General features: G+C 70.7%; 10 protein-coding genes and 1 pseudogene. 4 read left to right on the forward strand and 7 right to left on the reverse strand.

Going from position 1 to position 12,621, the window contains the following annotated elements:
- The first annotated feature begins 115 nt into the window (after nucleotides 1-115).
- From IE245_RS14665 to IE245_RS14680, 4 genes are all read left to right on the forward strand, one after another.
- On the forward strand, nucleotides 116-3,148 hold the full coding sequence (locus IE245_RS14665; RefSeq protein WP_229851278.1) for a Tn3 family transposase: 3,033 nt from the start codon (nucleotides 116-118) through the stop codon (nucleotides 3,146-3,148).
- Nucleotides 3,149-3,262: 114 nt separating this feature from the next.
- Nucleotides 3,263-3,907 (forward strand): ArsR/SmtB family transcription factor, encoded by a 645-nt coding sequence (locus tag IE245_RS14670; protein WP_189947380.1) that lies wholly within the window; start codon nucleotides 3,263-3,265, stop codon nucleotides 3,905-3,907.
- Entirely contained in the window at nucleotides 3,904-5,280 is a 1,377-nt protein-coding gene (locus IE245_RS14675) for an MFS transporter (protein WP_229851279.1), read from the forward strand. Before IE245_RS14670 ends, IE245_RS14675 begins: the two co-directional genes overlap by 4 nt.
- Before the next feature lie 231 nt (nucleotides 5,281-5,511).
- Nucleotides 5,512-6,201, forward strand: coding sequence for a recombinase family protein (locus IE245_RS14680; RefSeq protein WP_189947382.1), 690 nt, complete (start codon nucleotides 5,512-5,514; stop codon nucleotides 6,199-6,201).
- 48 nt (nucleotides 6,202-6,249) lie between these two features.
- Here the strand turns inward: IE245_RS14680 and IE245_RS14685 are convergent.
- The 7 genes and pseudogenes from IE245_RS14685 to IE245_RS14715 form a co-directional block, all read right to left on the reverse strand.
- Nucleotides 6,250-6,552, reverse strand: a pseudogene (locus tag IE245_RS14685) (hypothetical protein); the annotation flags it as partial.
- Nucleotides 6,553-6,573: 21 nt separating this feature from the next.
- The gene (locus IE245_RS14690; RefSeq protein WP_189947384.1) at nucleotides 6,574-8,079 is read right to left on the reverse strand and encodes a putative type IV secretion/conjugal transfer ATPase; all 1,506 of its coding nucleotides are present in this window, start codon (nucleotides 8,077-8,079) and stop codon (nucleotides 6,574-6,576) included.
- 25 nt (nucleotides 8,080-8,104) lie between these two features.
- Nucleotides 8,105-8,557, reverse strand: a complete 453-nt coding sequence (locus IE245_RS14695) for a DUF6238 family protein (RefSeq protein ID WP_189947387.1) — start codon at nucleotides 8,555-8,557, stop codon at nucleotides 8,105-8,107.
- 36 nt (nucleotides 8,558-8,593) lie between these two features.
- Nucleotides 8,594-10,066, reverse strand: coding sequence for an SCO6880 family protein (locus IE245_RS14700; protein WP_189947389.1), 1,473 nt, complete (start codon nucleotides 10,064-10,066; stop codon nucleotides 8,594-8,596).
- Nucleotides 10,067-10,201: 135 nt separating this feature from the next.
- Nucleotides 10,202-11,584 (reverse strand): SCO6881 family protein, encoded by a 1,383-nt coding sequence (locus IE245_RS14705; protein ID WP_189947392.1) that lies wholly within the window; start codon nucleotides 11,582-11,584, stop codon nucleotides 10,202-10,204.
- A gap of 27 nt (nucleotides 11,585-11,611) precedes the next feature.
- Nucleotides 11,612-12,301, reverse strand: a complete 690-nt coding sequence (locus IE245_RS14710) for a hypothetical protein (RefSeq protein WP_189947394.1) — start codon at nucleotides 12,299-12,301, stop codon at nucleotides 11,612-11,614.
- On the reverse strand, nucleotides 12,301-12,609 hold the full coding sequence (locus IE245_RS14715; protein ID WP_189947396.1) for a DUF6112 family protein: 309 nt from the start codon (nucleotides 12,607-12,609) through the stop codon (nucleotides 12,301-12,303). Before IE245_RS14715 ends, IE245_RS14710 begins: the two co-directional genes overlap by 1 nt.
- Between the last annotated feature and the right edge of the window lie 12 nt (nucleotides 12,610-12,621).

Genomic DNA, 12,621 nt, shown 5'->3' on the forward strand with positions numbered 1-12,621 from the left:
AACCGCGGTGATCTTGTGAGGACGTCACCTATGTGGGTGAGTCCGGGGCTGTACGGCTGCGGTGGATGAAGCCCCGCGAGGACGATCAACAATCGTGGCCCGTACCCCGTTGGACTTGGACGAACTGGTCGAGCACTGGACGCTGCTGAAGGACGAGCACGAGCTCGTGTCCGGCAAGCGCGGTGCGACGCGACTGGGCTTTGCCGTGCTGCTGAAGTTCTACACCCAGTACGGGCGGTTCCCCAGGAGCCGGTTCGAGCTGCCGGGTGAGGCGGTGGAGTTCGTCGCCCGTCAGGTGCGGGTGCCCGCGTCCGCGCTGGAGGCGTACGAGTGGACGGGTCGGACGATCGAGTACCACCGCGCGCAGATCCGCAAGCACCTGGGCTTCCGCGAATGCAGCGTCGCGGACGCGGAGAAGCTGACGGCCTGGCTCGCCGAGCACGTCGCGTGCAAGGAACGACGGCCGGAGCAGGTACGGGTGGAACTGTTGGCTCGCTGCCGCACGGAGAGCATTGAGCCGCCGACTCCGGGGCGGTGTGACCGGATCGTGGGCGCCGCGCTGCGAGTGGCCGAGGAGGCGCTGACGGCACGGATCTCGGCGCGGTTCACGTTGGAGAGCACGGAGCGGATCGTCGCCCTGGTCGCCGGCGCCGACCAGGCGGACGATGCCGTACCTGGTGAGGCCGGTGCCGGTGCCGGTGCCGGTGAGGGCGAGGACGGCCCGCCGGTCCTGGGGAAGATCAAGGAGGCTCCGGGGAATGTAAGTCTGGAGACGATGCTCACCGAGATCGACAAGCTGCTCGCGGTGCGGGCGGTCGGGCTGCCGCCGGACCTGTTCGCCGACGTCGCGCCGAAGGTGGTGGCCGGGTGGCGGGCGCGGGCCGCGGTGGAGTCCCCTTCCCACCTGCGCACGCACCCGCTGCCGCTGCGGGTGACGCTGCTGGCCGCCCTGCTGTACGAGCGGGAGCGGGAAATTACGGACACGCTGGTCGAGCTGCTGATCTCCACGGTGCACCGGATCGGGGCGCGGGCGGAGAAGAAGGTCACCGAGCAGCTGGTGAACGCTTTCAAGAAGGTGTCGGGCAAGGAGAACATCCTCTTCAAGCTCGCCGAGGCGTCGATCGGCGAGCCGGAGGGCACGGTCCGCGAGGTCGTCTACCCGGCGGTGTCCGGCGGTGAGCAGACGCTGCGGGAGCTGGTGCACGAGTTCAAGACCCGCGGCCCGGTCTACCGGCGCACGGTGCAGACCACCTTGAAGGCGTCGTACACCAACCACTACCGGCGCGGGCTGATCAAGCTGCTGGACGTGCTGGAGTTCCGCTCGTCCAACCACACCCACCAGCCGGTGATCGAGGCCCTGGCGCTGGTGGCCCGGTACGCGGCGGCGGGCAACACCACGTACTACCCGCTGGGCGAGACCGTGCCGGTACACAAGGCGATGGGCGGGGACTGGGCCGAGGTCGTCCACCGCATCGACAAGCGGGGCCGGCGCCGGGTGGTGCGCATGGTCTACGAGGTCGTCGCCTTTCAGGCCCTGCGCGACCAGCTCAAGTGCAAGGAGGTCTGGGTCGTCGGCGCCGACAAGTGGCGCAACCCGGATGAGGACCTGCCCCAGGACTTCGCCAAGCGGCGCGAGGAGAACTATCGCGAGCTGCGCAAGCCGCTGGACCCGGCCGTCTTCATCGACGAGCTGCGCGAGCAGATGACCACCGAACTGATGCTGTTGAACAACCAGATGCCACGCTTGAGCTGGCTGGACATCGCCGAGCGGAAGTCCGGGGCGATTCGGCTGACTCCGGCCGAGGCCCAGCCCGAGCCGAAGAACCTGCGCAGGATCAAGGGCGAGGTACAGCGCCGGTGGGGCATCGTGCCGCTCATCGACATGCTCAAGGAGGCCGTGCTGCGCACCGGCTGCCTGGATGCGGTCACCTCCGTCTCGGGCGGCGGCAGCCTCTCGGCGGAGGTCCTGGCCGAACGCCTGCTGCTGGTGATCTACGCCTACGGCACCAACACCGGGATCAAGGCCGTCGCCTCCGGCGGCCACGGCCACACCGAGGACGAACTGCGCTACGTACGACGCCGCTACCTGTCCGCCGAGGCCGCGCGCGCCATCGCCATCCAGATCGCGAACGCCACCTTCGCCGCCCGCAGCACCGACCTTTGGGGCCAGGGCTCGACCGCGGTCGCCTCCGACTCCACCCACGTGCGCGCCTACGACCAGAACCTGTTCACCGAGTGGCACTCCCGCTACGGCGGCCGCGGGGTGCTCATCTACTGGCACGTGGAGAAGAAGTCCCTGGCGATCCACTCCCAGCTGATCAACTGCACCGCCTCCGAGGTCGCCGCTATGGTCGAGGGCGCGATGCGGCACGGCACCACCATGGACGTTGAGGCCAACTACACCGACTCGCACGGCCAGTCGGAAATTGGGTTCGGCATCACGAGGCTGCTGAACTTCGACCTGCTGCCGCGCATCAAGCGGATCAACAAGGTCAAGCTGTACCGGCCGGTGGCCGGCGAACCGGACGCCTACCCGCGGCTGACCCCGGCGCTGACCCGTCCGATCCGCTGGGAACTCATCGCCCAGCAGTACGACCAAATGATCAAGTACGCCACCGCGATCCGCACGCGGACCGCATCCACCGAGGCGATCCTGCGCCGCTTCACCCGCAACGCCTCCCACCCCACCTACGCGGCGATGCTGGAGGTTGGCCGCGCTCAGAAGACCATCTTCGTCGCCCGCTACCTGCGGCTGCGGGACCTTCAGCGGGAGATCGAGGAGGGCCTGAACGTGATGAAGTCCTCCAACGGCGCCAACAGCGTGATCGCCTACGGCAAGGGCGGAGAGATCGCCTCGAACCGGCGCGACGAGCAGGAAATGTTCGTCCTGTGCCTGCGCATCCTCCAGTCCGCCCTGGTCTACGTGAACACCCTGATGCTCCAGGACATCCTCGGCGAACCGGAGTGGGCCGACCTCCTCACGCCCGCCGACCGGCGTGGCCTGACCCCACTGTTCTGGTCCCACGTACGCCCATACGGTGAGGTGAACCTCGACATGGACGCCCGCCTCAACCTCACCGCGGTCACGGTGCCCAGCCCCCGTACGGCGGGCGATCAGGAGCCGTCCGGGCAACGTACGGGCGGGTGAGGCTGTCCAGTCCCGTCTCCGATGCAGTGCCGGTGGCTGACTACCAGCAACTTTCCAAAAGAAATTCTGCAAAAATACTTTTGCGGACTCTCTGGGCCGCTCTACCCTCCCGTCATGGTCAGCGAAGAGCAGAAACGCGTACTCGATCCCGAGCGAGATGCATCAGCCCTGAAGGCCCTCACGCACCCTCTGCGTATCCGGCTGCTCGGGATGCTGCGGCAGGACGGCCCCGCCACCGCGAGTGAACTCGCGGTCAGGACCGGGGAGTCATCCGCTTCCACCAGCTATCACCTGCGGGTTCTGGCGAAGTACGCGTTCGTCACCGAGGCCGAGCACCGTGACGGGCGGGAGCGCCGCTGGCAGGCGGTGCACTCCGTGACCTCCTGGAACAACAAGGCAATGGAAGCCACACCGGGCAGCCGCGCCTACGTCAGCCTGTCGCGCAGGGCCCAGATCGAGCACCTGGAGGCATCTCTCGCCCGGCACGAGGCCGACATCGCCGACGGGCGGCTGGGCCAGGAATGGGTGGAGCCGTCCGGAATCAACGACCTGATGCCCCGCCTGACCCCGGAGTCGCTCACCGAACTCTGGGAGGTGCTCGACCGGAAGCTGGAGGAACTGACCACCCGCGACGCACAAGATCCGCGCGCCGCGCAGGTCGTACTCCTCACCGCCGGATTGCCCCTGGCACCGCGCGACCCCGGCGCTGAGGAGGACACCTCAGCCCCTGCGGTGACAGATGCCGAGGACGCGTCATGACCGGGCCGCTGGACATACACGCCGCACGCCACCGCTACATCACGGTCTGCGTTCTGTTCTGGCTGCCACTGGGACTGAGCATCGCTCCCCTGATCCTGCTGTTCACCGAGCGCGGCATGGCCATGGCGGCCATCGCGGGCTTCTTCGCCGCGCACTCCCTCACCGCCGCCGCACTGGAACTGCCCACCGGAGGACTGTCCGACGTCCTCGGTCGCCGCACTGTTCTGGCCGCCGCCGGGCTGTTGAACCTGGCCGCCTTAACCCTCGTGGGCCTGGGTACTGCTCCCTGGCTGCTCGGCCTCGGTATGGCCCTGATGGGCGCGGGCCGTGCCCTGTCCAGTGGCCCGGCCGAAGCCTGGTACGTCGACACCGTCCAGGCGCACTCCGGCCCCGACGCCGAACTGCGTACCGGGCTGGCCCGTGGCGGATCTGCGACATCCGCCGCGCTCGCCACCGGCACCCTGCTCGGCGGTGCCCTTCCCTGGCTGCTCGGACTCGGCCCTGCCCTTGGCGTGCGACTGAGCGAAGCGACGTCCGAGCTGGTGCTGCCCCTTTCCGTCCCGATGCTGCTGGGCGCGGCAATCGAGATCGTCTTCGTGCTGTACGTCGTGACTGCTCTGCGGGAGCTGCCCCGGCCGGCAGCCACCCTGCCCTACGTACTCCGCGGCATCCCGGCCACCATCATGGGCGGACTGCGGCTGGGGGGCCGCGACGCGCTGGTCCGCCGGGTGCTCCTCAGCGCTGGCGCCGCCGGCGGCGCCCTGGCCGCGATCGAACTGCTCACGCCGGGCCGTGCCGCGGCCCTCACGGGCGCATCGGAGTCGGGGGCGGTGCTATTTGCCGCGCTCGCCTGCGCCGGATTCATCTGCGCGGGTATCGGCAGTCACCTCGCACCGCTGACCGCCCGGCTTGCGGGCAGTGGCGAGCGCGCGGTCATGGTCAGCCTCGGCGTGAGCGCGAGCGGCTTGCTTCTGCTCGGCGCCACCGCGGCGTTCGCCGGAGCGGGCTCCATGGTCATCGCGGCCGTCGGCTATGGCCTGGTTTACCTCGGGCTTGGCGCGGCGGGGCCGAGCGAGAACGACCTCTTGCATCGCCGGGTCGCAAGTTCGGGCCGGGCCACCGCACTGTCCGTCCAGTCTCTCGCCCTGCAACTGGTGGCAGCCCTCACCGGCTTGATCATTGGTGTCCTTCCGTCAGGCCCGATGCCCTGGCTGCTGGGAGGCACCCTGCTGCTGGCAGCAGCTCTCCTGTGGATTCACCGCAGCGGGACCACACGCCGGAATCCGGCGGCAACGCCTCAGCCACACACCGTGTCGTCCTCTGCGACGAGCACCGCTGGCTCCGACCCCCATCAGCAACATGCCGACGAGTAGCGTCAAGACCAACCCGAAGACCGTACAAGCGTATGGGTGACCGCAAGGCGCCGCGCGGTTCGAGCACACTCGGTACGTTCGCGCGGCGCTCATCTATCGACCGATTCTTGAACAACATCGACAACCGGCCGTTCCCGGCCTTCCGAGGCCCGGAACGTGTCCGAGAAACGGTGTCAGAAAGTCAGTGCGCTCAAGAACTCGGGCGGCCCCGTTTTCCGTACACTCCAGACCATGCCGTCACCTCCGGAGCCGCTCTACGACGACCTGCTCGCCCCCTTCCCCGCTCTGCGGGCCGGCGCCCTCGTCGGCTACGCACGTGTGTCCACCAAGGGGCAGATGCTCGACCGTCAGATCCACGCGCTCACCGAGGCCGGTTGCATCCGGATCTTCGCCGACAAGAAGTCCGGGAAGAACACCGAACGCGAAGAACTGTGGAAGGCCCTGGACTACCTCCGTGAAGGCGACACCCTCGTCGTCCCGTCGCTGGACCGGCTCGGTCGCTCCATCCAGGACCTCATCGCCATCGTCTCCGGCCTCCGAAATCGTGGCGTCGGCTTCACCTCGCTGCACGAGGCGCTCGACACCACCACGCCCGGCGGTCGGCTCGTCTTCCACGTCTTCGCCGCGCTGGCGGAGTTCATCCGCGAACTCATCGTCCAAGGGACCAACGAGGGACTGGACGCCGCCCGCGCCCGCGGCGCCCGGCTGGGCCGCCCGCCGGCTATGACTGAGGAGCAGATCCGTCACGCCCGTGACCTACTCGCCCGGCCGGGAAACACCGTCACCTCGATCGCAAAGCTGCTGGGCGTCTCCAGGAAAACCATCTACAAGTACGTGCCCGAGCTGAAGGGCGGTCGACTCACGGTCGCCGAGGCGACGGCCACAGCCGAACTGCCCCACCCTACGCAGTCGACGGAGTAGGCGGGACGCCGTTTGCGGCTGGTGACACGGTTCTTACCGGCACCCCTAGTCGGCGCTCCGGGCGGTCGCGCGGACGCCGGCCAGGACCTCGGGGCCGTGGTCGAGGAAGACCTCGACGTGCCGCCACGCCTCGGCGTCGCGTTTCACTTTCCCGTCCTCGTACCCGTGCTCGTCGACGGGCCAGCCGTCGGTGTCGCAGAAGGAGTCCGAGACCGCGTCCCAGTCGTCGGACGCCTTCCGGATCCCGGCGACGGCAGCAGCCAGCGCCGGGATGTGCCTCCGCCACGCCAGGTCGACACTGGCCGCCGGCTGGTTCTCGGCAGGGGTGGGAGAGCTGGGGGAGACGGGCATGATCGTTCCTTCGGCCATGGTCTAGGCCGACATTCGGGCGTCGGTGTCGAAGAGTTCGCGTTCGGCCGGGTGGAGGATGTGCTGCGTGATGAAGGACCGGCCGGCGACCTTCCACAGGCCCCGGCCCTTGGTCAGGGCGGACACCGCCTGGGTCTCGACTCCGGTCAGGCCGAGCAGGGACGCGGCGGCGTCGAGCTGGTCGGGCTCCTGCCGGTAGATGATGCGCGTGGAGCAGTCGGCCAGGAGACCCTCGGCCAGCACCCGGCCGCGCGAGCCGGCGTCGCCCGCCGAGAGCAGGTCACTGAGCCGGTGGATGACCATCAGGTTCGCGATGCCGAGACCACGGCTCAGCTTCCACTGGGACTGCATCCGCTCCAGCAGGCCGACGTGTCGCATCACCCGCCACGCCTCGTCGTAGATCACCCAGCGCCGGCCGCCGGCGGGGTCGGCGAGGGCGGACTCCATCCACGCGCTCGCGCACGTCATGGCGAGGACCAGCGCGGTGTCGTCGCCGGCGCCGCCGAGGCGGGAGAGGTCGATGGACAGCATCGGCGCGGTCGGATCGAACGCCACGGTGCTCGGGGCGTCGAACATGCCGCTCAGGTCACCGTGCACCAGGCGGCGCAGGGCGTGTGCGACGTCCTGGGCGGCCGTGCCCAGGTGCCCGGAGGAGTTGCCGAGGGCCTGGTCGAGGCGCTGGGGCGAGCCGAGGACGTAGGCGATCTCGCCGAGCAGCGGCACCGTGCCGCGGGCGGCGGCCTCGGCGACGACCAGATCGAGGGCGAGGTCCAGGGCGGTGTGCTCCATCGGCAGCAGATCGCGCTTAAGGACGGTGCGCGCCAGGCCGGCCAGGAGCAGCAGGCGCCGCTTTCGGACCTCGCTCGCCCAGTCGTCCTCGCTGACGGAGACGGGCCGGGCCGGTGCGTCCAGCGGGTTCAGCCGTCCCGGGAGGCCGGGGCCGAGCGCGATGCTGTAGCCGCCGAGGGCCTGCGCGACGCCGGTCCACTCGCCCTTCGGGTCGCAGGGGATGTAGATCCGGTAGCCGTGGGCGATCGACCGGGTGGCGATGGACTTCGCCAGCGCGGACTTGCCCATGCCGATGATCCCGGCCAGGACGGCGTTGGGGTTGGTGAAGCCCTCGATCCGGCCACTGCCGTACAGCGAGAACGGGTCGAAGCAGAAGGCGGCCTCGGCGTGGACGTCGCGGCCGATGAAGACGCCTTCGGCCCCCAGACCGCCCTCGGCGACGAACGGATAGGCCCCGGAAGCGGTGGCGGTGGTCATCCGGTGGGCGGGCAGGTTGAGCTTGCCGCCGCGGGCCGAGGCCGGACCGGGACGTCCTGTCGGCGGGTAGACCGGCCGCAGCCCCGGATCGGCGGTCTCCTGGACACGGTGCTTCGAGGGAGCCCCGGCGAGGCGGGCCTGGCGGTGGGCGTCGGCGAAACCGGCTCGGGCTGCCCGCCGCTGGGTGCGCGATGCCTTGTGGGGCACGAACAGGTGGGAGGCGCTGGCGCGGGTACGGGGCATGAACGTTTCTCCGAGTGGGGGCGGGTCAGCGGCGGGTGAGGCCGGTGAACGGGGAGTGCAGGTCGGCCGGGGTCGTCCGGCGGCGGACCAGGCGCGCGGTGCGCTGATGGCGCTGGCAGACGGTCAGCTCTGGCGCCCCTTCGGGCAGGCCGGCCCGGCACGCCTCGCGCTCGGGCACCTCGCCGGAGTCCGGGCGGGGAGCTGAGTGGTAGGCGGCGTGGAGGTGGTCGGCGGCCTGCCAGATCCGGGTACGGGCGGCGCGCAGGTGGTCGCCCTCCGCCGGGAGGAGCCGGTCGACACGTACGGCGTGGGCGTCGAGCAGCCCGTACAGCGAGACGAGATGGGAGTGAAGGGCATCCAGCTCGGCGCGGGTGGTGACGAGCGGACCGCCGGGGAGGTTGAGCGCGCGGTGGAAGTCGAGCGCGGCGGTGGCGAAGGGCACGAAGTCCTGCGCGGTCGTGCTGGGAGTGCGGGACACGAGAGTGCTCTTTCAGCGATGCGGGGAGCGCCGGGGCTACGCGGCGAGGGCGAGCGGCAGGGCGGCGGCGGTGAACGCCTCGGCCTGCTGCCAGGTCAGCGGCCGGAGGTCGAGCTGGGCGCCGACGGCGGCGGTCTCCACGACCGCGCACGCGGTGCGCAGTTCCTCCTCGGAGTCGGCCGACACGGTCAGCAGACCGGTCAGGGCGACGTCCGCGTGCCCGGCGATGAGCTGCCGCTCGCGCGCCTTGATGTCCTGGTACTCGATCGAGTCCGCCTCGGAGTCGACCTGCCCGCGCCGGGCCCGCTCGGCGGCGTCGGCGATGACGCTGGCCTTCTTGCGCTGGACGTCGCGCAGGGCGGCGTCCAGCCCCTTCGGCTCGTAGGAGAGCGACAGCGTGCGCCGGACCCCGCCGGTGAACAGGAGCTGGTGCAGGAAGCCCGCGGACGTCTCCGTCCGAGGCCAGTTCTCCACCCAGTAGGTGGCGTGGACGGCGGAGTCGGTCGCGATGTGGTCCGCCTTCTCGACGACCACGACGGGGCCGGCGGCAGCCGGTTCGGCCTCGGGGCGGCCGGTGGCCGACCAGCGATCCAGGGAGGCGAGGGCCTTGGGGTCGTAGGCAGTGCGGACGACGGCGGCGATCTCGCGGGCGGTGAGCCAGCCGGTGGGGTTGAGCCCGGCGGTCCGCGCGGCCTGGTCGAAGGTGGAGGTCAGCTGTGCCAGGACGCTGAAGGATCCGGTCAGGCCGCCGCCGGCCTGGTTGATCAGCCGGCGTGCTGCCTTGGTGTCCAGTGACAGCGCGACGTACGCCTCGTGCGGGGCGGCGGCCGGGCCCGCGCTCTGGATCAGCTCGTTGTAGATCGCTCCGGCCACCGGGGTGTCGGGGCGGCCGTGCTCCTCCCAGTAGCGGCGCAGGCTGTCGCCGGAGTCCGGGACGGTGCGCTCGATCACCTGGATGCGGGCGATCTGCCCGGTCCGGGCGAGCGCGGCCAGGGCCCGTCCCCAGCCGGAGACGTTGGCGTGCTGGGTGCCCGGGTCGAGCAGGGCGTAGGCGCGGGAGGAGACCTTGACGACGGCGGTCAGCGTGCCGTTGTGCGGGTCGTGGATCGCGCCGTACCGGCCGTCCGGGGCGGTGGCCACGCGCAGGCTGGCTGCGGTGCCGGGCAGGTGGAGCAGTCCCTCGCGGGTCGGCCGGCGCGAGGGGCGGGTGAGCCAGAGGAGCTGGCCGCGCATCCGGCGCAGCGCGTACCGGACGACGATCGGGGTCCAGTCGGCCAGGGCACGGCCCCGGTGGCGGACGAAGACGAACAGGGCGATGACGGCCCACAGGGGGATGAGCGCGAGGGCCCCGACCACGCCGCGGGCGAGGATCACGGCGAGAAGGAGAAGGCCGGTGAGTCCGGCGACGAGGAGCTGCGGGGCGGTCAGGCCGAGCAGGACGCCGCGCCTGCTGCGGTGGGGGAACTTCACGGTGGCCGAGGGGACTTCGGCCTGGTGCTTACCGGACATGAGGGTTCCAGACGGTGGAGGTGAACGAGAGACGGGGCGGGCGGCACTCTTCTGGAGGACAGGGCGGGCTCCTTCGACGGTCGAGTCGGGAGGGGGCGGGCTGCGGAGGGGCAGCCCGCCCCCGGTGGGGGAGGGTCAGGAACCCTCAGGCGGCTGGGTGGGGAACACCCAGGGCGTCGGCGCCGGCGAGCCGGTGGCTGCCGCCGAGGGCCCGGCGGGCGGCGTGGTGCCGATGTGGCTCACGCCGTTGCCCGGAGCCGACGTGCTGGGGGGACGACCGGAGCTGCCGCTGACGACCTGGGCACCTGGCTGGGAACCTGCCGCTTCCTCTTCGCCGGGCCGGGTGATGAGCGGCGGGATGCCGGGGCGCTGGATCAGGGCCCGTCCCTTATCGCCGGTCGCGTTCGGGTCCTCGCCGTAGCGGAAGCGGGTCTGCGGCTTGGGCGGTCCGGCGTCGATGCCCTCCTTGCTGAGGTTGCCGCCAGCAGGATTGATGCCGGAGGCGACACCGTCGGCGCCCGCGCCGGGTACCTGGCTCGGTCCCTGGGGAGCGGGGGTTCCGGTCCCGATCCGCATCGCCAGGCTGCCGGCGGTCTTCGCCGCGCCGGCGGCGACGGTCATGCCCGCGACGCCGGTGCGGTGCAGGTCGTCGTGGCCGCCGCCGTCGCTCGCCCAGTGGACGAACTTGTACGTCGCGTACGGGCAGAGCAGCACCAGGACCATGACGACGATGCCGGCCATCGCGTCCGACAGGGCCGACAGGCCGTCGTTGGCGTCGCTCTTGCCCATGGCGGAGACGCCGATCAGGAAGACAACGGTCATCAGGAGCTTCGAGACGATCAGGGTGGCGGTGGCCTCGATCCAGCCCCGACGCCAGCGCTTGGCGACCTCCCAGCCGCCGCCCGCGCCGGCGAACACGGCGAGGGCGACCATGATCAGGACGCCGACCTTCCGGGCGACCATGACGCCCCAGTACAGGAAGGCGCCGATCGCGCACCCGAAGGCGACCAGGGCGGGAACGCCCCAGCCCAGGCCGTACATCGCCCCCAACTGGTTGATCTTCACGACGCGGCGGATCGCGTCGTCGACCGAGGTGTTGGCGGCTTGGAACAGGCCGTCGGACAGGGCGTCGACCACGGTGATGGCGACGGTGGTGAAGGCGATGGCGGAGAAGCTGAACAGGACGCCGGTCATGGTGCCGATCGCGGCCTGGGCCAGGGCCCGCTCGTCGCGCCGCCAGGCCGCGAACATGAGCTGAATGCAGAAGATGCCGACGGTCAGCGCGAGCCCGATGGGCAGCAGAAGTTGGTAGTTGTCCCGGAACCAGCCGGCGTTGAGGTCGATGGCGGTCGTCTCGTTGACGGCCTTGGCGGCGAGGTCCGCCGCGCTGGCCGCCAGTTCTCCCGCCGACTTCGCGATCCACGCGCCGATGCCGTCGGTGACGGCCCCGGCCGGGTTGGTGACGAAGTCGACGGCGGTGCAAACCTTGTCCATCATCGGAAGGCCGCAGACGTCCATGGTGGTACCTCCTTTCGTGAACGGGACTCAGGGCGCGACGGACGGCATGACGCCGGCCAGGGTGCAGGGCTGGTGGGGGCGGCACTGGACCGCGAGGGTGGTGGAGCGGCTCTCCGCGCCGCCGGCGGGCGAGCCCTTCCAGGCGATCGCCTGCTTCCCCGAGACCGTGACGGCGTAGACGTACGCCTGGGTGATCGCGCCGGGGTCCTCCTGAAGGGCCCGGGTGAAGGCGTTCGGGAAGTGCCCCTCGTTCACGGTGGCCGTGGCGAACTGGCCGTTGGCGGCCATCTCCTTCCACAGCACCGCCGAGGGGATACCTCGGTCGACGGAGGTCGCGTCGGCGTACTTGGTCTCCGGGGTCAGCCACGCGTGCAGAGCGCGCCGCAGTTCGGCCTGCGGGTACGCCCGGGTGTCGTACGACCACAGCGCCGCTGCGGCTGCCTTCCCGAAGGCGATCGGGTCGGTGGTCCTCGGCGGAACCGGCAGGGCGCGGGGGCGGGTGATCACCGTGGGCGGCCCGGACGGCGTGACGGCCGAGGAGGAAGCCGGCGGCGAACTCGGACGCGGGACAGGGGCCTTGGCGGGTGCCCTGCTGTCGCGGGTGAGGTAGGCGGTCAAGCCGGCGAGGGCGAGGAGCACTGCCAGGACGACGGTGCCGAGCAGCGCCCGGCGGCGCACGCGAGATGCGCCGCCGGGGTTGGAGGAGTGGGAAGGCATCAGTGGACCTGCGTCCCCAGCGTGCTGAAGAACGCGACCACGCCGTTCGCGGCGCCGAGCAGGAGGGCCGCGCCGGCGCTCACCAGGACGCCCTTCTTGCCGTTGGCTTCGGCCTGGTGGCCGCCGGAGTGGTGGCCCCAGGCCCACACTCCCGCGCTGACGGCGAGGGAGCCGACCACGGCGATGAGCCCGAAGAGGTTGATGGAGCCCATCACCTGCTTGAGGACGTTCAGGCCCGGCAGCCCGCCCTCGTTCGGCTTGATCCCGGGGTCGTAGGCGAGCTGTATGACCTGTTCGGCGAGATACATGGGAACTCCAGT

Origin of the sequence: Streptomyces roseolus, from assembly GCF_014649855.1 — a bacterium.
Classification (GTDB): Bacteria; Actinomycetota; Actinomycetes; order Streptomycetales; family Streptomycetaceae; genus Streptomyces; species Streptomyces roseolus.

What these genes read in the sequence shown, in the direction of transcription:
- IE245_RS14670 (WP_189947380.1), top strand. Translation starts at nt 3,263, where the DNA reads ATGGTCAGCGAAGAGCAGAAACGCGTACTCGATCCCGAGCGAGATGCA.
- IE245_RS14675 (WP_229851279.1), top strand. Translation starts at nt 3,904, where the DNA reads ATGACCGGGCCGCTGGACATACACGCCGCACGCCACCGCTACATCACG.
- IE245_RS14680 (WP_189947382.1), top strand. Translation starts at nt 5,512, where the DNA reads ATGCCGTCACCTCCGGAGCCGCTCTACGACGACCTGCTCGCCCCCTTC.
- IE245_RS14690 (WP_189947384.1), bottom strand. Translation starts at nt 8,079, where the DNA reads ATGCCCCGTACCCGCGCCAGCGCCTCCCACCTGTTCGTGCCCCACAAG.
- IE245_RS14700 (WP_189947389.1), bottom strand. Translation starts at nt 10,066, where the DNA reads ATGTCCGGTAAGCACCAGGCCGAAGTCCCCTCGGCCACCGTGAAGTTC.
- IE245_RS14705 (WP_189947392.1), bottom strand. Translation starts at nt 11,584, where the DNA reads ATGGACGTCTGCGGCCTTCCGATGATGGACAAGGTTTGCACCGCCGTC.
- IE245_RS14710 (WP_189947394.1), bottom strand. Translation starts at nt 12,301, where the DNA reads ATGCCTTCCCACTCCTCCAACCCCGGCGGCGCATCTCGCGTGCGCCGC.
- IE245_RS14715 (WP_189947396.1), bottom strand. Translation starts at nt 12,609, where the DNA reads ATGTATCTCGCCGAACAGGTCATACAGCTCGCCTACGACCCCGGGATC.